Here is a 21,406-nt window from a genome sequence, read left to right on the forward strand (position 1 = left end):
CTGACGCGGCGCTCAGAAGTTGTCCTTGCGCTTGCGGATTTCGGCGAACACCTCGGCATCCCCGGCCTTTTCCATGCCGAGATGCTTGCGGATTGCCGGATCGTGCCAACGCAGGAAGGGATTGGTCGACAGTTCCTCGCCGATCGTCGTCGGCAGCGTCGGCTTGTTGTCGGCCCGCAGCGCCTCGATCCTGGCGGCGCGCTCCTTCAACGCCGAGTTGGTCGGGTCGACGGTCAGCGCGAAACGGGCGTTGGCGAGGGTGTATTCGTGGCCGCAGTAGATGACCGTGGCAGCCGGAAGTGCCGCAAGCTTCTTCAGCGATTCATACATCACCGGCGGCTTGCACTCGAACAGCCGCCCGCAGCCGAGCGCGAACAGCGTGTCGGCGGTGAACGCCACCTTCGATGCCGGCAGGTGATAGGAGACATGGCCGGCGGTGTGGCCGGGGGTTGCGATCACCTCGATGCGCTCCTCGCCGAGATGCAGAACAGAGCCTTCTTCGACGGTCTCGTCGATGCCGGGGATCTTGGCCTTTTCCGCTTCCGGGCCGATGATGCGCAGCTTGAAGCGTTCCTTCAACGCCAGATTGGCCTCGACGTGATCCATGTGGTGATGCGTGGTCAGGATCATCGTCGGCGTCCAGCCGGTGCGCTTGATCGCCGCCAGGATAGGCGCCTCCTCGGGCGCGTCGATGATCGCGGTCTGGCCGCTTTTGCGATCATGCACCAGCACGCCGAAATTGTCGCTGCGGCACATGAACTGTTCGATTTCGACCGGCATTGCATCTCTCCATCTGTCGCCGCAGACATAGGGCGCCGGCGTGCGGATGTCATCCCGGAGATGACAAGTGTCACTCCGGGAGATGACGAGTGCCACTCCCGGAGATGACGAGTGCCACTCCCGGAGATGGCAAGTGTCACTCCAGGGATATGGCGGCCGCCTCGGAGCCTTTGTTGAATCCGGCCGATATCACGGCTACATCCCTCAAATGCATTCCGACATCGTCGATCTTCGCTCCTTCTATTCGACAACGCTCGGCCGGTTCGCCGAGCACTCGATCACCATGGCGCTGTCGTCGATATGGGCCACTGTCCCGAATGAGCGGCTGGTCGGCCTCGGCTACACATTGCCCTGGCTGGAGCGGTTCGGCTCCGACGCCGAGCGGGTCTTTGCCTTCATGCCGGCGACGCAGGGCGCCGTCGTCTGGCCGACGACGGGGCCGACGGCGACAGCCCTGGTTTTCGACGAGGAACTGCCGCTGGTCGATTCCTGCATCGACCGCATGCTGCTCGTCCATTCGCTCGAACATGTCGAAAACCCGCGCGAGACGCTGAACGAGATCTGGCGGGTGCTGTCGCCCGCCGGGCGCGTCGTCATCGTCGTGCCGAACCGGCGCGGTGTCTGGGCGCGTTTCGAGCACACGCCGTTCGGCAATGGACGGCCCTTCTCGCGCGGGCAGCTCACCGAATTGCTGCGCGAGGCGAATTTCACGCCGGCGGCCTGGTCGGATGCGCTGTTCTTCCCGCCATCGCGGCGGCGCTTCATGATGCGCTTCCACAATGTGCTGGAGCGCGCCGGTCGGCGGCTGTGGCCGATCTTTTCCGGCGTCATCGTCGTCGAGGCGCAGAAACGGCTCTATCAAGGCGTGCCGGTGGCGCAGCGCGCGTCTCGCCGCGTCTTCGTGCCGGTGCTGTCGCCGCATGGCGCGACGCGGCTCGGCCGCCGGGCCGAGGGCACTGCAGCGGTCCGTCAGGTGAAACCTTCGTGATCACGGCGGAAATTTGCATCGTACGGCATTTCCCAACCTATCTGTCGTGGTGAATTCGCAGCCAGATTGATATGCGAATGCCGCTTGTTGTCTTCATCCGGTTTCAGCATCGCTTCTGAACGTTAGGAATCTCCGATATGGCTGATCAACCGGAAAAGGACGCCACGGTCCAGCCCGTCGCCGTCGAAGCCAGCAGCCTGCGCGACCAGGTGGCGACTATCAGAAAGGCGCTGGTGGCGTCGCCTGTTCGCAAATGGTTGCTGTGGACGTCGGTCGGCATCATGGCCGTCATCATCGCGACGTCGATCGGCCAGGTTCTGCTCAACCGCTGGAACCAACCCTTCTACGACGCGCTCGCGCGCCGCGACATGGCGGCCTTCGTGCATCAACTCGTCGTCTTTGCGATGATCGCCGGCGGGCTTCTGGTGCTCAATATTGGTCAGACCTGGCTCAATCAGATGATCCGGCTGAAGCTGCGCGAGGCGCTGACGCTGGACCTGATCGACCAGTGGATGCGGCCGACGCGTGCTTTCAGGCTCGCCAATGCCGGCGCCATCGGCGTCAATCCCGACCAGCGCATGCAGCAGGATGCCGCGCATCTCTCGGACCTGTCGACCGATCTCGGCGTCGGTCTCTTACAGTCGCTCATCCTTTTGGTGTCCTTCGTCGGCGTGCTGTGGCAACTGTCGTCGGGCTTCGTCTTCCACGTCAACGGCTGGTCGCTGGCCATACCGGGTTACATGGTCTGGGCGGCTTTCCTCTATGCCGGCACGGCTTCCTGGCTGAGCTGGCTGGTCGGACGGCCGCTGATCCGCCTCAACAGCGACCGTTACACACGGGAGGCGGAGCTGCGCTCCTCGATGGTACGCGTCAACGAGAATGTCGATGCCATCGCGCTTTACCACGGCGAAGCCGATGCCAAGCGACGGCTCGAACTCGACCTAGGCACTGTGCTAGGCGCCATGCGGCGCATCTATACCGCCCAGATCAACCTGTCCTGGGTCACCGACACCTATGGCTGGATCACGGTGGTGGCGCCGATCCTGGTTGCCTCGCCGGTCTATTTCTCGGGCGATATCAGCTTTGGCGGGCTGATGATGGCGGTCGGTGCCTTCAACCAGGTCCACTCTTCGTTGCGATGGTTCATCAACAATATCGGCAGCATCGCCGACTGGCGCGCCACGCTGATGCGCGTCGCCGACTTCCGCATCGCGCTCAATGAAACCGATGTGCTGCACGACACCGAAAAGCGCATCACCTTTGAACAAAATACCAATGGCAGCCTGACGTTCGAGAAGCTCCAAGTGGCCTCGCCCGAAGGCTGCACCAAACTCTCCGACCAGCATGTCGAAATCCGCCCCGGCGAGCGCATCATGATCACCGGCGAACCGGGCGCGGGCAAGACGCTGTTCTTCCGCGCCATTGCCGGGCTTTGGCCCTGGGGCAGCGGAAAGATCGGCCTGCCGGCTGGAGAAACCCTCATCTTCGTGCCGCGTGTCCCGTACTTGCCGGCCGGCACGTTGCGCGAGGTGCTCAACCACGCGAACGGGCATGCGCCGGCGAGTGATGCCGAGATTTCGGCTGTATTGGCCGAGGTCGGCCTTGAACGGCTGTCGGGGTCGCTCGACCGCGTCGGGCGCTGGGACCATGAGCTGGGCGATGACGAACAGCGCTTGCTGGGCGTCGCCAGGCTCGCCTTACGGCAGCCGAAATGGGTGATCATCGACGAAGCGATGGACGCGTTCGACGGTCCGTCGCTGCGGCGGGTGCTGGCAATGCTGGAAAAGCACCTGAAGGGAGCCGCGATCATCAACATCGGGCGCGGCCAGCACAATAACCAATTCTTTCCGCGCGGCCTGACGATCGTCAAGGATCCCGACGCGCCGGCGCTGAAACCGGTCCGTGTCAGGGCCGGCGCGATCGAACCGCCGCCGGCAGCGGCTCATCGCAAAAAATAGGCGTTTTCTCCGGTTGCGAGCGCAAACCTTATTTTGCCGTGATCGCAATGGAAGATTTCCTGCAGAAACAACCTGGCATTGGCCATGCTTGATGCGCTGCGCCTGCTTGCTTGCCTTGCCTGCGCCCAGGCAACTCCCGTCGGCTCGCCACCTGAGGCATCGGCCGTCGACGTCGAGTTGGTGCTGGCGGTCGACATCTCCTTGTCGATGGACGAGACGGAGTTCGCCCTGCAACGCGCCGGCTATGTCGAAGCGCTGCGGCATCCCGACTTCATCCAGGCTGTCCGTTCCGGCAATACAGGCCGTGTCGCGATTGCCTATTTCGAATGGGCCGGCACGGTGCGCGATGACGCGGCCATCAGCTGGCAGGTCATCGACAGCGCCGAGAGCGCCAACCGCTTTGCCGACAAGGTCGCGGCGCGCCCGTTCCGGAGTTTTCGCGGCACCTCGATTTCGACCGCGCTTGCCTTCGGCGCCGGGCTGTTCGACAGGACGGATTTCGCCGGCGAACGCAGCGTCATCGACATATCGGGCGACGGTCCCAACAATATCGGGCCGCCGGTCACCGCCACGCGCGATGCGGCCATTGCCAAGGGCATAATCATCAACGGTCTGCCGATCCTGATCAAGCCGTCGCCGACCTTCAGCCATCTCGACCAGTATTATGCGCAGTGCGTGACCGGCGGGCCCGGTTCCTTCGTGCTGCCGATTTATGCGTCCGCGGAGTTCTCGACGGCGATCCGGCGCAAGCTGATCCTCGAAGTGAGCGGCATTCAGGACAAGGCCAAGGTCACCCCCATCGAGACGGATGCGCCGATCGACTGCCTGCAAGGCGAGCGGGACAGGCGGTTCCTGTCAGATCCGTATTTCCCGGAACTCGACCGGTAAATCGTCGGCCGCGCCGGCGCTGCGGCAAACTAGTCGCGAACTTCATCGTAGAGATCGCGACGCCAACGCCGGCCATGGACGTAGCCATTGATCAGTTCCGGCAATGAATAGCCAAGCGCTTCCGACGAGCGGTTAGCCATGTAGCCTGCGAAGGCCTCAGGTATCCGGCCTTTGAGAAGATCGGCGATGATCTGCCGCGTGATCATGAAGGGCGGGACGTGAGGGTAGCAGCGTGCGATATGCGGATGTTTGCCCATCAGGTCCGCATAGGCTTCGACGTAACCCGCCCTGCGGCCAGAAATCGAATTCTGCGAACTGTGCTTCGTCCAGTCGATATCCCTGGACAATTGCGCGCCGAAGCGTCTTGCCAGGCGCAGCAACAATTCCCGATCCTGCATCCGGGTGATGTCGCTGTCGTAGCCGCCGATCGCCAGCAAGGCGTCGCGACGGGCCGTTATCGCGGACCCGGCGACGAAGGCCGTTTGTGCCACCACCGCTCGCTCCAGCATCGATGGGCTCAGAAAGGCAGTACGGTTGACGCTGTTGGTGGCTCGGTTTCCCTTCATTGAAACGTATGAAGAGAGCAGCACCTGAAGCGCCGGATTGTCATCAAACCATTTCAAGGTCCGTTCGACCCGATGCGGCAAGTAGACGTCGTCCGAATCAAGGAAGGTCACCACCGGCGCCCGCGCCCGCTCGATGCCGGCATTCCTGGCGGCGTTGGCGCCCCGCCATTTCGCGCCGACATAGATCAGCCGTGGGTCGCGAATACGGGCCAGCGCCGCCTCCGTACCGTCGGTGGAGCCGTCGTCGACGACGATATGCTCTAGCCTCGGCATGCTCTGGGAAAGCACGCTTTCGACGGCGCGCAACACCTTGTCGCGTCGGTTGTGGGTCGGCGTGATGACCGTGATGAGGGGAGAGCGTTCCGTTTTCGCGGTCATGGCGCGTTAGCCGCTTCCAGCGCAAATGTGCCCTTCCTGTCCGGTCTATCGATCTTCAGGATGGTCGAATGAATCGGACTTCCCCCTCCGTGCTCCTCGGTGGTGTTCGGCGTGAAGTTATAAAAAACAGCCACTCCTGTCACGCGTCGTGCAACGGTTCAATCCCGCGCGAGACGACGAATTGGTGCAGCGCGCAGTTCAAATGCAACACCGTCGCCCCCAGTCTTCCCGGGAATCAATCTTGCGAAGATGGCCAAACCCGGAGCGGAATTGCATGCATTCCTTTGCGTCAGACGTAATCGCATCGCCGCCGGAGCTTGGGCAGACTGTCCTAGAAACGGAGCATGATCCGAAAACCGCTTCACACTTTTCGGCATCATGCTCTAGCGAGGCCGCTGATCGGCTTCGATCCGAAGGGAGCAAGATCATGACCGCCTACGCCGTTGCCCATATGCGCCAAGCTACAATGGGTCCGCAGATTGTCGAATATCTGCACAAGATCGATGCCACGCTGGAGCCCTTCGGCGGCCGGTTCCTGGTCCATGGCGGCGATGTCGAGGTGATCGAGAACGACTGGCAAGGCCACCTCATCGTCATCGAATTCCCCGACAGGGAGCATGTGCGCGGTTGGTACAATTCGCCGGCCTATCAGGCGATCCTTGCCCTGCGGACCGACAATTCGCAATCCGACGTCGTCTTCGTCGATGGTGTCGAACATCCGCACAAGGCCATCGATGTCCTGGAATAGATGCGTGGTGCCTTATCGTTTCAGCAGGAACACTGCCTGCTGGCCGAAGAAGTTCCAAAACCACCAGGGCATCGACAGGGCGATCTTCTGACCGTTGGCGTCGAGCGCGGTTGCCTTTTCCACCGTAGCGCCAAGCTCCTCGCACAGATTGACGAAGTCGCGGATAGTGCAGAAGTGGATGTTGGGCGTGTCGTACCAGGAATAGGGCAGGTCCGAGGTCACCGGCATGCGGCCCTTGACGAACAGCGACAGCCGCACCCGCCAGTGGCCAAAATTGGGGAAGGACACGATCGCCCGGTTGCCGATCCGGAGCAATTCGTCGAGCACCAGCTTCGGGTTGCGGGTGGCCTGCAAGGTCTGCGACAGGACGACGAAGTCAAAACCCTTGTCGGGATAGAATTCGAGATCCTTGTCGGCATCGCCCTGGATGACCGAGAGGCCGCGTGCCACGCATTCGTTGACGCCACGCTGCGACAACTCAAGACCGCGGCCGTCGACCTGCTTGGTGTCCTGCAGCAGTTCGAGCAGCGAGCCGTCGCCCGAACCGACGTCGAGCACCCGCGATTGCGGCGGGATCAGGTTGGCGACGACCTCGAGGTCGACGCGCTGGTTGCCGTTGACGCTCATGATGTCGCCCCTTGCCTGGCGCATGATCCTGATCCGAAAAGTCTGCAACTTTTCGGGGTCACGCGCTGACGCCTGGCGCATGATCCCGATCCGAACAGTCTGCAACTGTTCGGGGTCATGCGCTGACGCCTGGCGCATGATCCCGATCCGAACAGTCTACAACTGTTCGGGGTCATGCGCTGAGCCCTCTCGCCCTTGCCGCCGAGCCGATGAAGCCGTTGATGGCGGCGAACAGTTCCGGTTCGTCGAGCAGGAAGGCGTCGTGGCCGCGATCGGTCTCGATCTCGACGAAGGACACCGAGGCGCCGGCGGCGTTGAGCGCATGCACGATGGAGCGGCTCTCCTCGGTCGGAAACAGCCAGTCGCTGGTGAAGGACACCAGGCAGAACCGGGTCTTGGTGCCGGCAAAAGCGTCCGCCAACCGGCCGCCATGGTCGGCGGCGAGGTCGAAATAGTCCATCGACCGCGTCATGTAGAGATAGGAATTGGCATCGAAGCGGTCGACGAAGGTCATGCCCTGGTGTCGCAGATAGCTCTCGATCTGGAAGTCGGCGTCGAAGCCGAAGGTCAGCGCTTCGCGATCCTGCAGGTTGCGACCGAATTTCCGGTGCAGGGCGGCTTCCGACAGATAGGTGATGTGGGCGGCCATGCGCGCCACCGCCAGGCCCTTTTCCGGGCGCTTGCCGTGCTCGAAATATTTGCCGCCATGCCAGTCCGGGTCGGCCATGACGGCTTGCCGGCCGACCTCGTGGAAGGCGATGTTCTGCGAGGAATGGCGCGCGCCAGTGGCGATCGGCAGCGCCGAGAAGACGCGCTCGGGATAGCTCGATGCCCATTCCAGCACCTGCATGCCGCCCATCGAGCCGCCAAGCACGCAGAACAGCTTCTCGATGCCGAAATGGTCGATCAGCATCTGCTGCGCCCGCACCATGTCGCGGATGGTGATGATCGGCAGGTCGAGCCCATAGGGCTTGCCAGTGGCGGGGTTGGTCGAGGCCGGGCCGGTCGAACCCAGGCAGCCGCCGATGACATTGGAGCAGATGACGAAGAAACGGTTGGTGTCGATGATCCGGCCCGGGCCGATCAGGACTTCCCACCAGCCCGGCTTGCCGGTCACCGGATTGGTGCTGGCGACATGCTGGTCGCCGGTCAGCGCATGGCAGACGAGGATGGCGTTGGAGCGAGCATCATTCAGCGTGCCATAGGTCTGGTAAGCGATCTGGAACGGCGACAGCAGCGTGCCGGCGTCGAGCTTGAGCGGCTTGTCGGACCCGAAACGCAACACCGGGCTCGACGGCGTGTCGAACTCGTTGTTAGTCTTTCCTGCGCGCAGAGCGGCCATCAATTCTCTCTTGTTGCACCGTGCTTTTCTCGGAAATCGCTGCCGATCTCCGCGTCGCCGATGCGTTCGTCCGGCCGGCAGCGGACAACAAAAAACCGGCATTGCCTTCGCAAAGCCGGTTACGTCACGCAAACGGCCCTTTAGCGAATTGTTTAACGTGGCTGCAAGCCGACCGGCCAAATCACCACGGAACTGTCGCTGTCCTTCTAGAACTCGCCTGGCTCGCCGTCAATGCCGGTCCTGGGCCGGTCACTGGGCCGGGTGCTGGGCCGGCCGCCGGCACCAATGGCACCTCTCGACATTGCGGGCCATGGCTTGTATTTCCGCAGCGGCCTCCGGGTGGAGGCGGTTTCGACGGATTTTGCAAAAAATGAACCATACACCGGATCGGGCACGTCCAACGCCGCGCGCGGGCATCATGGACATAGATGCCTACGTGCCCGGCAAGAGCACGGCGCCGGCCGGGGTCGCCAAGGTCTACAAGCTGTCGTCGAACGAGAACCCGCTCGGTCCGTCGCCGAAGGCGATCGAGGCCGCGCGGGAGGTTGCGGGAAAGCTCGACGTCTACCCCGATGGCACGGCGAGGCGGCTGCGCGAGGCGATCGCCGAGGTGCATGGCCTCAACCCGCAGAACATCATCTGCTCCAACGGTTCCGACGAGATCCTTGGCCTGCTGGCGCAGACCTACCTCGCGCCGGGCGACGAGGCCGTGTTCACTGAACACGCCTTCATGGTCTACAAGATCTACATCCAGTCGGCAGGTGCCGCGCCGATCGCGGTCAAGGAGACCGACGAGCGCGCCGACATCGATGCGATACTGGCCGCAATTACGCCGCGCACGAAGATCGTGTTCCTCGCCAATCCGAACAATCCGACCGGCACCTATGTGCCGTTCCAGGAGGTGCGCCGGCTGCATGCCGGCCTGCCCCGCAACGTGCTTCTGGTGCTCGACGCGGCCTATGCCGAATATGTCCGCCGCAACGACTACGAAGCGGGCATCGAATTGGTCGGCAGCACCGAGAACGTGGTGATGACGCGCACCTTCTCCAAGATCGGCCTCGGCGGGGCGCGGCTCGGCTGGATGTACGGGCCGATGCACATCGTCGATGCGATCAACCGCGTGCGCGGCCCTTTCAACGTCAACGCGACGGCGATCGAGGCCGGCATCGCGGCGATCCGAGACCGTGCCCATGTCGAGCGCAGCGTGGCGCATAACGAGACCTGGCTCGCCTGGCTGAGCCAGGAGATGACCGGACTTGGGCTGCGGGTGACGCCCAGCGTCGGCAATTTCATCCTCATCCATTTTCGCGACGACCAGAAGCATTCCGCGGCGGCGGCCGACGACTACCTGACGGCGCGCGGCTATATTTTGCGGCGCGTTTCCGGCTACGGATTTCCCAACGCGCTGCGCATGACCGTCGGCACCGAAGAGGCCAATCGCGGCGTTGTCGCCGCGCTCACGACATTCCTGAAAAGCTAGAACGCCGAAAAGCCAGAACGCCGAAAAAGCTGGAACGCCCAGAGCTGGAAACACCATGACGTCACCGATGTTTGAAAAGATCGCGCTGGTCGGCATCGGCCTGATAGGCTCGTCGCTGGCGCGCGTCATCCACCGCGAAGGGCTGGCCCGTCACGTCGCCATTTCGACCCGCAGCGCCGCGACGCTGGCGCGAGCTGAAGAGCTTGGGCTCGGCTCCTCCTACACCACGGATGCGAAAGAAGCGGTTCGCGACGCCGATCTGGTCATCGTCTCGGTACCCGTCGGCTCGTCGGGCGCGGTCGCCGAGGAAATCGCGCCGGCGCTGAAAAAGGGCGCGATCCTCACCGATGTCGGATCGACCAAGGCATCGGTCATCGCGCAGATGCAGCCGCATGTGCCCGATGGCGTCCACTTCATTCCCGGCCACCCGCTGGCCGGCACCGAAAAATCGGGGCCGGACGCCGGGTTTGCCGACCTGTTCGACAATCGCTGGTGCATCTTCACGCCGCTGCCGGACACTGATCCGGACGCAATGGAGAAGCTATCGGAATTCTGGCGCCGCTGCGGCGCCAACATCGACACGATGGACCCCCAGCATCACGACATGACGCTGGCCATCGTCTCGCATTTGCCGCACATCATCGCCTACAACATCGTTGGTACCGCCGACGATCTGGAATCGGTGACCAAGACGGAAGTGATCAAATATTCCGCTTCCGGTTTTCGCGACTTCACGCGCCTCGCCGCCTCCGACCCGACAATGTGGCGGGACGTCTGCCTGCACAACAAGGATGCCATCCTCGAAATGCTGGCGCGGTTCTCGGAAGATTTGGCGTTCCTGCAGCGGGCGATCCGCTGGGGCGACGGAGACAAGCTCTTCGACCTGTTCACCCGGACGCGCGCCGTGCGCCGGTCGATCATCGAGGCCGGCCAGGACATCGACGCGCCCGATTTCGGCCGCCAAGCCGTCGAGCATCCCGCGAAAAGCTAAGCCTGTTCGGGCCAGGTCGCCGCAACCATGGCCAGTGTCTCGGCCCGGTTTGGCGCGCCGAGCCTGCCGCCGAAGCGCAGGCATTTGAGCGCGGCGGCGGCACTGGCAAAGCGCAAGGCCTGCTCGGCCGGCATGGCTTCCGCCAGCCCGACGGCAAAGGCGCCGTGAAAGACGTCGCCGGCGGCCAGCGTGTCGACCGCCTTTATTCTCGGCGCCTCGACATGGCGGATACCTCTGCCCGCACGATCGGACCACCATGTTCCGGACGCGCCGGCAGTCACCGCGACAAAAGCATCGGTGCGGGAGGCAAGGTCGGCGCAAGCGGTCTCCAGATCCAGCGCCTGGCCGCATATGATGCGGACCGCCGGCTCGGAGGCGACGATGTGCGAGGCCAGCGGCAGCAACTGCTCCACCACCGCCAGCGGCGCTGTGTCGGCATCGAGGATGGCCGGACGGCCGGCGGCGCGGGCGGCCTTCAGGGCAAGTGCCGCCGCGCCCGGCCAGCGCACGTCTGCCAGCACGGCATCGAAGGCGGAGAGGTCGGCGACCGGCAGCGCTTCGGGGTCGGCCTGGGCCTTGCTGTCGTAGAACGGCACGATGATGCGCTCACCATGCGCGTCGACCAGGATCGAAGCCAGCGCCGAACGGGCGCCGCTGACGCGGCGGACATGGGTGCAATCGACGCCCTCCGCCTCGATCCCGGCAATCAGCTGATCGCCGACCGGATCATCGCCGGCGCTCGCCCATAGCGACACTTCCGCGCCGAGGCGATGCGCGGCGCAGGCAGCGCTCGTGGCCATGCCGGAGGCGATCTGGACGCCGTCGGAGGCGATGAATTTTCCCTGATGCGCGGGGAGGGTGTCGACCCGAAGAATGGTATCGAGCGTCAGCGCGCCGACGCTCAGAAGCTTTGCCGGTTGGTCCATGCCGGAATGCTTAATTGACAGGCTTGAGCTTGCCCAGCGGAATGAAGCCGAGCGAGGCCTTGCCCTTGACGACCTTCAGCGGCATCGACGGTTCGCTGCCGAGCATGGCGAGTGCTGCGAAACCCTGTTCGATTGCGTTCTTCTGCTCGGGTATGGCGCCGGCCAGAATGGCTGCCACGGCCTTGGGATCCTTGATCCTGATCATCAGATCGGCATTGACCAGGCCTTCGGCATCGACCGACAGCGGCCCGGAAAGGGTGACGCGTGCTGTCCCCGACGACAAATCGAGGTTGCGGATCTCGACGCTCTGGCCGCGCAGGCTTTTTACCTGTGTGCCGACCAGCGCAACGCCGTTGTTCAGGGTGACGTCGCCGCTTGCATCGAGCGCCGGCAGCACCCGGCCACCGATCGCGTCGGCGTCGATCTCCAGATCGCCAAAGCTGCCGGCATAGTCGAGATTCCCGCCATTCGGCTGCAATTGGCCCGATGCCTTGCCGGCGCTGAACAGTTCGACAGGGTCGGTGTCGTCGGCCGGATCGGTCTGGCCCGACAGGCCTTCGGCCTGCAGCGATATGCGGTGCGGCAGCGGATACCACAATTTGAAATTGGCCTGCAGGTTGTCCCAGTCGATCCACAGCGGCATCATGCCCGGGACGGAAGTCCTGAGCGGACCGCGCAGACTGGCGACCGGCGACAAGGGCTGGACGATCTGGGCGACGGCATTGAAGCTGCCGGCAGACGCCGCAATGTTCTTGGCATCGTCCTCGTAGGCGAGATTGTCGCAGGAGACCGTGAAGTTCAGGGGATAGCCGCTGACCTGGAGATTGGCGCAACCGGCCTCGATGCCGCTCTTGTTGAGCGTGGCAACCGCCTTGTCGGCCTCGGTCCTGACCCTGTTGGCCAGATAGAACCAGCCGGCGCTGTAGATGGCGAACAGCACAACGATAAACGCCACAAGCCAGAACAGGCCGCGGCGGGATTTTGGTTGGCGTTCGTCACTTGACGTCATGCTTTGGCTCTCATTAACGCAATGGGTATCGTGGACGGACCTTCGATTCCGACAACACCAGGTAGATATTGACGAACAGGTAGACGGGGACGGACGGAAAAAACACCGGTTTCCGGTGCGGCATTGTCATTCTTTTTGCAATCAGGCGCGGCGATATGGGCGATTTTTGGGTGTTTGGCTATGGTTCGCTGATCTGGCGGCCCGGTTTCGCGCATGTCGAGACACGACGTGCCCGCCTGCACGGCTACCGGCGCTCGCTTTGTGTCTATTCTTTCGTGCATCGCGGCACGCGCCGGCGGCCCGGACTGGTGCTCGGCCTCGACCATGGCGGTTCCTGCGTCGGCCTGGCGTTCCGCGTCCCCGGCGAACTGCGCGACGAGGTCATTGCCTATCTGCGCGAGCGGGAGCTCGTCACCAGCGTCTATCTCGAGCGGACGCTGAAGGTTCGCCTCGATGGTGGCGGGACAGTCGAAGCGGTGGCCTACATCGTCGATCGCAAGCATGAGCAATATGCCGGCGCGCTCGACGCGGCGGACGCGGCAGCGGTGGTGCGGGGCGCGGCCGGCCAGTCCGGCGACAACGAGGATTATGTTCTCAGCACGCTGAAGCACCTGGAAGCACTCGGCATTCGCGATCACTGGCTGGAAGAGGTGGCGCGGGAGATAGCGCCTTTGTGAAGCGCTGGCTCTGCGGAAAAGGCGGCCAGGCCTTTGACCTCGAAGCCGCGAGACCTAGGTTAGGCTCCGAACCCAGCCAACGGGCGGCCTCCGCCCTGCCAATCACGGAGATCCGTCTTGCAGAAACGCCGTCTCGGTCGCACCGATCTTTCCATCGCGCCCCTGGTTCTGGGTGGCAATGTCTTCGGCTGGACCGCGGACGAGAAGACTTCGTTCGACCTGCTCGACCGCTTCGTCGGCGCTGGCCTGAACGCGGTCGATACGGCGGACGCCTATTCGCGCTGGGTGCCCGGCCACAAGGGCGGCGAATCGGAAACCATCATCGGCAAATGGATGAAAGACCGCGGCAATCGCGACAAGGTCGTCGTGGTGACCAAGGTCGGCTCTGACATGGGGCAGGGCCACAAGGACCTATCCGCTGCCTATATCGAGAAGGCCGTCGATGCGTCGCTGAAGCGGCTGCAGACCGAAGTCATCGACCTCTACCTATCGCACTGGCCGGATCCGGCCACGCCCTATGAGGAAACGCTAGGCGCCTACGAAAAGCTGCTCGCCAAGGGCAAGGTTCGTCATGTCGGCTGCTCGAACCTAGACGCCGGCCAGTTGCGCGCCGCTCTCGACGTGGCGAGCCTGCGCAGCCTGCCGCGCTACGAAGTGCTGCAGCCGGAATACAATCTCTACGACCGCTCGTCCTTCGACGGTCCTCTGCGCGATCTCTGCGTGGCAGAGGATATCGGCGTCATCACCTATTTCAGCCTGGCCAAGGGTTTCCTGAGCGGCAAATACCGCAGCGAGGAGGATCTTGGCCAAAGCGAGCGCGGCGAAGATGTCGGCAGCTATCTGAATGCGCGCGGCATGCGCATCCTTGCGGCACTCGACGCGGTGTCATCAAGGCATTCCGCCAAGCAGGCGGAAGTGGCGCTTGCCTGGGTGATCGCGCGGCCCGGTATCACCGCACCGATCGCCAGTGCGACCAAGCCTGACCAGATGGATAGCCTGATCAGGGCAGTGTCGCTGAAACTGACGGCGGACGACATGGCCGAACTCGACAAAGCGAGCGGCTGAAGCTTCCGGCAACCACCGGCGCACGAACGTCCAAGACGATCCGCATCGGCTGCCATACCGTCCTTCGCACGGGGCAGGATAGAGGATCGGATGGCCGGACCGCTTGTTTCGCAGCCGGAGCTTTGGCGCCAGCTGCTCGCGCTGGTGCTTGCCGCCACTGTCGTCATGGGCAGTCCGGGGCCGGCGACGATAAGCGTCACCGCCGTCGGTGCCGCCTTCGGCCTGCGCCACTCGCTGCTCTACACCTGCGGGATCGTGCTTGGCACCGTCGCCGTGCTGCTGGTCGTGGCGACCGGGGTCATGGCGGCGCTCACCTCGATGCCGAAGCTGGCACCGGTGCTGGCTGTCGCGTCCGCCGCCTATATCCTCTATCTTGCCTTCAGGATCGCCAGCGCTCCGCCGCTGGCGGCGCATGCCGCCGAGACGTCGCGCCCGACATGGCTGGCCGGGTTCCTCCTGGCGATAGCCAATCCAAAAGCCTATGTGGCGATCGCCGCCGTGTTTGCCGGCGCTGCTTCGAAGCAAGGCGCCGCCGAGCTTGGCCTGTCGTTGAAGCTGACGGTCCTGGCGGTGATGATCGTTGTCATTCATGCCGTGTGGCTGCTCGCGGGTGCCGCGTTCGCGCGCTTTCTGCGCCGGCCGGTGGCATCTCGGGTCATCAATCTGGTCTTTGCCGCGACGCTGGTGCTGACCACGGTGCTGGCTGTGTTCGGCTGACTTGTCTGGCAGCAAGGCTTCAGGCTTTCGCGCCGAGCTCCCGCAGGCGCTTCACCGCCGTTGGCGGCAACGCCGGCGGATTCGGCGCTTGGGACGCTTCGACGAGGAGCTGGTCGCACGCGGCTTCCGTGTCGCCGATCAGTCGCGCCATGAATTCGTCCTTGCCCAGGCCCGGCGGGATCGGTGGCAGGAAACGCGCCTTGATGGTGCCGGGATAGCGCAGGAACTTGCGGCGCGGCCAGTACAGGCCGGCGACATGGGCAACCGGCACCACCGGAACGCCAAGCTGCGCGTAGATTTCGACGATGCCGTATTTGTAGGCCGGCTCGTCGCCCGGCGCGCGGCGCGTGCCTTCGGGATAGATGATCAGCTGGCGCGGGTTGCGCGCCAGTTCCTCCCTGGTCGCCGCGACCACCGCCTTCAGGGCCTTGGAACGGCTGCCGCGATCGACCGGGATCATGCGCATCTTCATGATGTACCAGCCGAAGAACGGGATCCAGGTCAGCTCGCGCTTGAGGATGTAGAGCGGATCCTGGAGGAATGGGAAGAAGGCGATCGCGTCCCAGAACGACTGGTGCTTGGGTGCCAGGATAAAGGAACCTTCGGGCAGGTTTTCCAGCCCGGTGATGTCGTTCTTCGTTCCGGCGATCTTGTCGTAGAGCCACATGCAGGTGCGCGACCAGAATTTCGGCACGAACCAGGCGCGGTGACGTGGCGACAGGAAATAGTAGGGGGTCCAGAGGATCATCTGGACGATCAGATTGACGTAGAAGACGAAATTGAACGCCAGCGATCTGACATAGAGCATGGGGGAGGTCCGGTGAGGAAGTGTGCGTTGGTTACACCAAGCAGGCGCAAAAAGGAAACGCTACAATACGGCTCATTCTACCAGGTCGCCTGCGCCAGACGTTCCCTGAGGCGCGGGCCGGCAAAGTCCAGGAAGGCGCGCAGTTTCACCGGCAGCCGGCCCTGGCCGGCATGCACCAGGTTTACCGGCCACGGCTCAGGTTCGAAATCCTCGAGCACGGGCTGCAGTGCCCCTGAGCGTACAGCGGCGACGATCTGGTAGGAGAGCACGCGCGTCATCCCGACCCCGGCAGTCGCCGCATCGATCGCCGCCTCTGCGGTGTTGACCCGGAGCCTGGAACGGACAGGGACAGGAACGTCAGCCTTGTCCGCCGCGAAGGTCCATGTGGCGAGCGAGCCTAGACCCTCGAAGGTGATGCAGCTATGGGTCTCAAGGTCTTTCGGCGTTTTCGGCGTTCCGTGCCCGGCCAGATATGCTGGACTTGCGCAGACGACATGCCGGATCGAACCGACCCTGGTCGCGACCATGCGCGAGTCCGGCAATCTGCCGATGCGGATGGCGAGGTCGATATGGTCCTCGGCCAATTGGACTATCCTGTCGCCGAGCGTCAGGCGGATATCCACCTGGGGGTAAGCGGCCAGGAACGCCGTGACGACCGGCAGTACATGGAGGCGGCCGAAAACGATCGGCGCGGTGATGATCAATTCACCTGTCGGTGCGCTGTACTCGCCACCAGCGGTACGCTCGGCGTCTCCGACGTCTTCCAGGATACGACGGCACGCGGCAAGATAGGCATGGCCCGCATCGGTCAGCGTCAGCCGCCGTGTCGACCGGTTCAACAAGCGTGTCTTGAGATGCCGTTCCAGTTCGGAAACCTTGCGGCTGACGGTTGCCAGAGGAGTGCCCAGATGACGCGCGGCGGCGGAAAGGCTGCCGGACTCCGCCGCTGCGACGAAAAGGGACATGGCTTCGAGGCGATCCATGGTTTTTCCAGAAATTGGAAGGATGAATTGCAATTATGGCACCTACATCCGCAAGATGGAAGGATGCATATAGGAGGGGCAAATCCAGAGGAATTCTCATGCCCCGCATCGCCACGCCTTCATCCATCGCCACCGCTCCCGCAGCCGCGCAGCCCATGCTGCGGGCAGTGGAAAAACAGCTCGGTGTCGTGCCGAACCTGTTTCGGATGGTCGCCAACAGTCCAGCCGCGCTTGAAGGCTATCTCGGCATGTCGGGTGCGCTGGCCAAGGGCCGACTGCCGGCGCCGACGCGCGAGCGCATCGCGCTGGCGGTGGCCGAGATCAATGGCTGCAGTTATTGTCTTTCCGCGCACAGCTATCTCGGCAAGAATCTCGCCAAGCTCGACGACGCCGAGATGGTCGCCAATCGCCTTGGCGGTTCCACGGATCCCAAGGCGGCCGCGGCGGTGCGTTTTGCCGCCAGGGTTGCGCAAAGCCGCGGGCATGTCGGCGATGAGGATGTCGCCGCTGTAAGGCTGGCGGGCTACGATGACGGGCAGATCATCGAGATCGTCCAGCATGTCGCCCTGAACGTCTGGACCAACTATATCAATGAGGTAGCCCGCACCGCGATCGATTTTCCGGTTGTTTCCGCCCGCGATGCTGCCTGAATGAGGGCAGGGCCGGCGGTGTCAGCCGGTCCGCCCTTATGCCGCAGAGGAATCCATGTCTGAAAGCCGCCCGCCGCTTCCGCCCTTCACCGCCGAGACCGCAGCGCAGAAAGCGCGCATGGCCGAGGATGCATGGAATTCCCGCGATCCAGCACGGGTCGCGCTCGCCTACACGACCGACAGCCGCTGGCGCAACCGCGCCGAATTCCTGCAGGGCCGCGATGCCATCCAGGCTTTCCTGACCCGCAAATGGAGCCGCGAACTCGACTACCGACTGATCAAGGAGGTCTGGGCCTTCCACGGCAATCGCATCGCCGTGCGCTTCGCCTATGAATGGCACGATGACTCAGGTTCGTGGTTCCGCAGCTACGGCAACGAGAATTGGGAGTTCGATGAACACGGGCTGATGCGCCTGCGCATCGCCAGCATCAACGACCTGCCGATCGGCGAGGCCGACCGCAAATATCACTGGCCGCTCGGCCGCCGGCCGGACGACCACCCGACATTGTCGGAGCTCGGGCTCTAGCATCGTCTCTCAAGTGTTTGGACCGGAGACATCAAGGAGGTTTCGATGAACGCACATGCTTTCACCAGCGACGTCGCCTTCACACCGACCGTCAAGGCGATCCAGGCCCGCAAGGGCTCGCGCCAGTCCTATGCGCGGGTCGAGGAGCGTGGCGGTTGGCAGGGCGTCATCACGCCTGACCTTGCCGCATTTATCGAGATGCAGACCAGCGTCTTCCTGTCGACCGCCAATGGCGACGGCCAACCTTATATCCAGCACCGGGGTGGCCCCGCCGGCTTTCTCAAGGTGTTGGACGAAAAGACGATCGGCTTCGCGGATTTTTCCGGCAACAGGCAGTTCATCACCCAGGGCAATCTGGCCGACAATCCGAGGGCCTTCCTGTTCCTGATCGACTATATGCTGCGCCAGCGCATCAAGATATGGGGTACGGCGCGCGTTGTCGAAAACGACGCCGAGCTGATGGCGAGGCTGATGCCGCAGGACTACAAGGCGCGGCCCGAGCAAGTCATCCTGTTCACGGTTTCGGCCTGGGATGCCAATTGCCCGCAGCACATTCCGCAGCGCTTCGAGGCGGCAGATGTCGCGGCGGCGCTTGGAGAGCGGGACCGGCGCATTCAACAGCTCGAACAGGAGATCGCGCGTCTCAAGGGACTTTCAGAGACTGCGGTCGAGGGCTGATACCGGCTCAGCCGCCAGCCGCGGTCTCGGCCAGCGCTATGCCGTCTGGGGTCGGCTTCACGGGCACGATGCCGCGCGCCAGCGCCAGCAGATATTTGGTGTATTCGGTGAACAGCACCCGCAATGCCCGCGGCTTGGTCAGCCAGCCGCCATTGTCGAGATTGGAATTGACCACCGGATAGGGCTCGAGCCTTGCGCCATGCAGCAGCCGGCCCATTTCCAGCAGGCTGCGCGGCATGTGATAGTTGTTGGTGACCAGGATCACCGTGCCATAGGCATGGTTTGTCACCCATTTGGCGCTTTGCTCGGCGTTGCCGATCGTGTCGAGCGCCGCGCGGTCGATGTCGACGCAGCAGGAAAACAGCTTCTTGTCGCCGCCGGTAGCCGCCTGGAGCTGGCGTCGGCTGGCGGAAGGGTGCACACCGCTGATCAGCAGTCGCTCGCCCTTGCCGGATGCCAGCAATTCCATCGCGGCGTCGAGGCGCGACTGGCCGCCGGTCAGCACGATGATGGCATCGGCCTTGGTCGGATTGGCAGGCGTGGTCAGATGGCTGACCTTGTTGGCGAACCAGCCGAAGCCGCCGGCGAACAAGGTTGCGAGGACGAGGAGCGAGAGCGCGGAGATCCGAATTGCCGTCTTTAAACGGCTAACGTTGCCGTGGTCGCGCGAACGAGCAACCACCACTGGCATCTGCCCAGCCGTCCCGGTCGAATCCCGCACGTCCATGGCCATATCGTTAATCCCGAAATGCGGCCTTTGATAGGTAAAAGACGCACTTTGCGTTACGCTGTTTCTCCATCCGTGATCCGTCTCGTTTCCACCCGCGCCCTCAACCCACAGAGACGCTCCCTTTTCATGCGTCGGGTTGGCGGACGTCGATGTCGCTGAGATAGGCGACGACGGTGGCATGGGAGGTTGCCGCCGTCAGTGCGCCGATCACCAGCACCATCAGCACGACGCCGAAATAGCCGGCCGAGCCGATGGCGAAATTGCCGAACAGGGCAGTGGCCTGGTCGGCCTGCGGCGTCGCCATGTTGCGTGACGACCACCAGGAAAAGACGATGAAGACGAGCACTGCGGCCGCCCCGCCGGCGGCCGCGCCCTTCATGCCGGTGACCAGGAAATGCCGACGGAACTCGCGCGCGATGAAAGCCGCCTCGGCGCCGACGAAATGCAGCACCTCGATGATATGGCCGTTGCCAGCCATGGCGCCGCGGGTCGCGAACACGACCGTCAGCACGGTCGCCGCCAGCATCAGTGCCAAAACGGCGATGCCGATGGTCACCGTGGTGCGGGCCATGGCCACCAGCCGGTCGACCCAGGTGCGGTGATCGTCGAGCGAGGCGCTCGGCAGCTTCGGCGTGATCGCGGCGCGCATGGCGGCGAAATCGGGCGGACTGTTCTCGTCGATGGTGACGATGATCAGGCGCGGCACCGGAAGGTCGTCGATGTTGAGGCCCGAGCCAAGCCACGGTTCCAGCAGCCTGGCGGTCGCCTCGCGGTCGATGATCCGCGTCGACTTCACGCCGGGGAACTCGCCGGCGATCTGCGAGGCCTGGGTGAGCGCTGCCTCCATGTCGAGGCCGTCGGCCGGCTTGACCTGGATCGTCGCCTCGCGCGAGATCTGGTTCTCCCAGACGGAGGCCGTATCACGCACCAGCGTCACCGCGCCGAAGGTCAGGCAGGACAGGAAGGTCATGATGGCGATGACCAGCACCAGGGCGCGGCCGGCGATGTTCTGCGCCGGCACGATCGGCGCCATCTTGCGCTGGGCGCGTGGCCTTGCCTCGGCCGTGTCGGCTTCCTGTTCGTGCTCGTGGAGATGTTCGACGGACAAATCAGTCATAGATGTCCAGCCTTCCGCCGGCCAGGATCATGCGGCGCGCGTCGACCTGTTCCATCAGGCCGAGATCGTGGGTCGCAATCACCACGGCGGTGCCGAGACGATTGAGTTCGATGAACAGTCGCAGCAGCCGCCGCGCCAGCGGCGGATCGACATTGCCGGTCGGCTCGTCGGCGAGCAGGATCTCCGGCTGCTCGATCAGCGCGCGCGCAATCGCGGCGCGCTGCTTCTCGCCGCCCGACAGGACCGGCGGCAGCACATGCATGCGCTCGCCCAGCCCCACCCATTTCAACAGCTCGGTGACATCGGTGCGGTAGCTTGCTTCCTCGCGCCCGCGCACGCGCAGCGGCAGCGCGACGTTCTCGTAGGTGGTCATGTGGTCGAGCAGGCGAAAATCCTGGAAAACCACGCCGATGCGGCGCCGCAAATGCGGCAGTTCGGTGCGCGAGATGCGCGAGCGGTCCTTGCCGAAGATGGTGATCAACCCGCGCGTCGGCTTCAGCGACATGAACAAAAGGCGCAGCAAGGTCGTCTTCCCGGCGCCCGACGGCCCGCTCAGGAACTGGAACGAGCGCTCCGGTATATGCAGGGAAATGTCGCGGAGGATTTCCGGACCCATGCCATAGCGGAGGCCGACATTTTCGAAGCGAATCAATTTCGACGACCTGAATTTCGTGGCAGCGCATAACCTGCCTGTTCTGCGAAAAGACCATCGGCCGGCATGGTTAACCGGCGGTTAATTCCCGGGTTCTTTCGGCTCGTCACAAGGGCTCCGGT

23 protein-coding genes and 1 riboswitch are annotated in these 21,406 nt (G+C 63.6%); of the genes, 12 read left to right on the forward strand and 11 right to left on the reverse strand.

All coding sequences use genetic code 11. The annotated features are described in order from the left end of the window. Positions 1–12: 12 nt before the first annotated feature. Positions 13–780, reverse strand: a complete 768-nt coding sequence (gloB, locus tag AC0NIH_RS07560; RefSeq protein WP_023763858.1) for a hydroxyacylglutathione hydrolase — start codon at positions 778–780, stop codon at positions 13–15. Between the two features lie 208 nt (positions 781–988). On the opposite strand from gloB, the gene AC0NIH_RS07565 reads away from it, so the two are divergent. From AC0NIH_RS07565 to AC0NIH_RS07575, 3 genes are all read left to right on the forward strand, one after another. Then, complete coding sequence (locus AC0NIH_RS07565) at positions 989–1,768, forward strand: class I SAM-dependent methyltransferase (RefSeq protein ID WP_287271359.1); 780 nt, start codon at positions 989–991, stop codon at positions 1,766–1,768. A 137-nt stretch (positions 1,769–1,905) separates the two neighbouring features. After that, entirely contained in the window at positions 1,906–3,726 is a 1,821-nt protein-coding gene (locus AC0NIH_RS07570; protein WP_473463552.1) for an ABC transporter ATP-binding protein/permease, read from the forward strand. A gap of 84 nt (positions 3,727–3,810) precedes the next feature. Beyond that, positions 3,811–4,614, forward strand: coding sequence for a DUF1194 domain-containing protein (locus tag AC0NIH_RS07575; protein ID WP_473463554.1), 804 nt, complete (start codon positions 3,811–3,813; stop codon positions 4,612–4,614). 29 nt (positions 4,615–4,643) lie between these two features. On the opposite strand, the gene AC0NIH_RS07580 is transcribed toward AC0NIH_RS07575, so the two are convergent. Then, positions 4,644–5,558 carry a glycosyltransferase family 2 protein gene (locus AC0NIH_RS07580; RefSeq protein WP_473463557.1) on the reverse strand — a complete coding sequence of 305 codons (915 nt, stop codon included), beginning with the start codon at positions 5,556–5,558 and terminating at the stop codon, positions 4,644–4,646. Between the two features lie 427 nt (positions 5,559–5,985). Here AC0NIH_RS07580 and AC0NIH_RS07585 point away from each other — a divergent pair, with 427 nt between their 5' ends. Beyond that, positions 5,986–6,306, forward strand: a complete 321-nt coding sequence (locus AC0NIH_RS07585; protein WP_473463559.1) for a DUF1330 domain-containing protein — start codon at positions 5,986–5,988, stop codon at positions 6,304–6,306. Positions 6,307–6,318: 12 nt separating this feature from the next. Here AC0NIH_RS07585 and metW read toward each other — a convergent pair whose 3' ends face one another. Together metW and metX are read right to left on the reverse strand one after the other, a co-directional pair. After that, positions 6,319–6,933 carry a methionine biosynthesis protein MetW gene (metW, locus tag AC0NIH_RS07590; RefSeq protein WP_084018396.1) on the reverse strand — a complete coding sequence of 205 codons (615 nt, stop codon included), beginning with the start codon at positions 6,931–6,933 and terminating at the stop codon, positions 6,319–6,321. Positions 6,934–7,105: 172 nt separating this feature from the next. Further along, positions 7,106–8,275: a homoserine O-acetyltransferase MetX gene (gene metX / locus AC0NIH_RS07595; RefSeq protein ID WP_224686555.1), complete on the reverse strand. Its 1,170-nt coding sequence runs from the start codon at positions 8,273–8,275 to the stop codon at positions 7,106–7,108. A 120-nt stretch (positions 8,276–8,395) separates the two neighbouring features. Then, positions 8,396–8,473: riboswitch (SAM riboswitch) on the reverse strand. Between the two features lie 172 nt (positions 8,474–8,645). On the opposite strand from metX, the gene hisC reads away from it, so the two are divergent. Beyond that, complete coding sequence (gene hisC / locus AC0NIH_RS07600) at positions 8,646–9,755, forward strand: histidinol-phosphate transaminase (protein ID WP_287271350.1); 1,110 nt, start codon at positions 8,646–8,648, stop codon at positions 9,753–9,755. A gap of 55 nt (positions 9,756–9,810) precedes the next feature. Next, positions 9,811–10,746: a prephenate/arogenate dehydrogenase family protein gene (locus tag AC0NIH_RS07605; RefSeq protein WP_473463562.1), complete on the forward strand. Its 936-nt coding sequence runs from the start codon at positions 9,811–9,813 to the stop codon at positions 10,744–10,746. On the opposite strand, the gene AC0NIH_RS07610 is transcribed toward AC0NIH_RS07605, so the two are convergent. Together AC0NIH_RS07610 and AC0NIH_RS07615 are read right to left on the reverse strand one after the other, a co-directional pair. After that, the gene (locus AC0NIH_RS07610; RefSeq protein ID WP_473463564.1) at positions 10,743–11,672 is read right to left on the reverse strand and encodes a sugar kinase; all 930 of its coding nucleotides are present in this window, start codon (positions 11,670–11,672) and stop codon (positions 10,743–10,745) included. The two genes, AC0NIH_RS07605 and AC0NIH_RS07610, sit on opposite strands and share 4 nt — an antisense overlap. 10 nt (positions 11,673–11,682) lie before the next feature. Next, on the reverse strand, positions 11,683–12,681 hold the full coding sequence (locus AC0NIH_RS07615) for a DUF2125 domain-containing protein (protein ID WP_473463567.1): 999 nt from the start codon (positions 12,679–12,681) through the stop codon (positions 11,683–11,685). A gap of 155 nt (positions 12,682–12,836) precedes the next feature. Between AC0NIH_RS07615 and AC0NIH_RS07620 the strand changes: the two genes are divergently transcribed. The 3 genes from AC0NIH_RS07620 (at position 12,837) to AC0NIH_RS07630 (ending at position 15,140) form a co-directional block, all read left to right on the forward strand. After that, on the forward strand, positions 12,837–13,358 hold the full coding sequence (locus AC0NIH_RS07620; RefSeq protein WP_023763868.1) for a gamma-glutamylcyclotransferase: 522 nt from the start codon (positions 12,837–12,839) through the stop codon (positions 13,356–13,358). Positions 13,359–13,475: 117 nt separating this feature from the next. Then, the gene (locus AC0NIH_RS07625) at positions 13,476–14,423 is read left to right on the forward strand and encodes an aldo/keto reductase (protein WP_023763869.1); all 948 of its coding nucleotides are present in this window, start codon (positions 13,476–13,478) and stop codon (positions 14,421–14,423) included. A gap of 90 nt (positions 14,424–14,513) precedes the next feature. Next, entirely contained in the window at positions 14,514–15,140 is a 627-nt protein-coding gene (locus AC0NIH_RS07630) for a LysE family translocator (RefSeq protein WP_473463569.1), read from the forward strand. A gap of 19 nt (positions 15,141–15,159) precedes the next feature. Here the strand turns inward: AC0NIH_RS07630 and AC0NIH_RS07635 are convergent, their stop codons facing one another. Then, positions 15,160–15,948 carry a lysophospholipid acyltransferase family protein gene (locus AC0NIH_RS07635; protein ID WP_224686563.1) on the reverse strand — a complete coding sequence of 263 codons (789 nt, stop codon included), beginning with the start codon at positions 15,946–15,948 and terminating at the stop codon, positions 15,160–15,162. A gap of 77 nt (positions 15,949–16,025) precedes the next feature. Continuing rightward, positions 16,026–16,931 (reverse strand): LysR family transcriptional regulator, encoded by a 906-nt coding sequence (locus tag AC0NIH_RS07640; protein ID WP_473463572.1) that lies wholly within the window; start codon positions 16,929–16,931, stop codon positions 16,026–16,028. A 98-nt stretch (positions 16,932–17,029) separates the two neighbouring features. Between AC0NIH_RS07640 and AC0NIH_RS07645 the strand changes: the two genes are divergently transcribed. Genes AC0NIH_RS07645 through AC0NIH_RS07655 form a run of 3 tightly spaced genes read left to right on the forward strand, consistent with a single transcriptional unit; the run spans position 17,030 to position 18,785 of the window. Then, positions 17,030–17,581 (forward strand): carboxymuconolactone decarboxylase family protein, encoded by a 552-nt coding sequence (locus AC0NIH_RS07645; RefSeq protein WP_023776774.1) that lies wholly within the window; start codon positions 17,030–17,032, stop codon positions 17,579–17,581. Between the two features lie 55 nt (positions 17,582–17,636). Continuing rightward, entirely contained in the window at positions 17,637–18,107 is a 471-nt protein-coding gene (locus AC0NIH_RS07650; protein ID WP_023776773.1) for a nuclear transport factor 2 family protein, read from the forward strand. Between the two features lie 45 nt (positions 18,108–18,152). Then, complete coding sequence (locus AC0NIH_RS07655; protein ID WP_473463574.1) at positions 18,153–18,785, forward strand: pyridoxamine 5'-phosphate oxidase family protein; 633 nt, start codon at positions 18,153–18,155, stop codon at positions 18,783–18,785. Positions 18,786–18,792: 7 nt separating this feature from the next. On the opposite strand, the gene AC0NIH_RS07660 is transcribed toward AC0NIH_RS07655, so the two are convergent. The 3 genes from AC0NIH_RS07660 to ftsE all read right to left on the reverse strand — a co-directional run bounded on the left by AC0NIH_RS07660 (position 18,793) and on the right by ftsE (position 21,284). Beyond that, positions 18,793–19,518 carry a YdcF family protein gene (locus AC0NIH_RS07660; protein WP_473463577.1) on the reverse strand — a complete coding sequence of 242 codons (726 nt, stop codon included), beginning with the start codon at positions 19,516–19,518 and terminating at the stop codon, positions 18,793–18,795. Between the two features lie 121 nt (positions 19,519–19,639). After that, complete coding sequence (locus AC0NIH_RS07665; RefSeq protein ID WP_023763877.1) at positions 19,640–20,632, reverse strand: cell division protein FtsX; 993 nt, start codon at positions 20,630–20,632, stop codon at positions 19,640–19,642. Next, positions 20,625–21,284: a cell division ATP-binding protein FtsE gene (gene ftsE / locus AC0NIH_RS07670; RefSeq protein WP_010911739.1), complete on the reverse strand. Its 660-nt coding sequence runs from the start codon at positions 21,282–21,284 to the stop codon at positions 20,625–20,627. The genes AC0NIH_RS07665 and ftsE overlap by 8 nt, the downstream gene beginning before the upstream one ends. Positions 21,285–21,406 lie beyond the last annotated feature (122 nt).

It is taken from the genome of Mesorhizobium sp. WSM1386 (assembly GCF_055901595.1).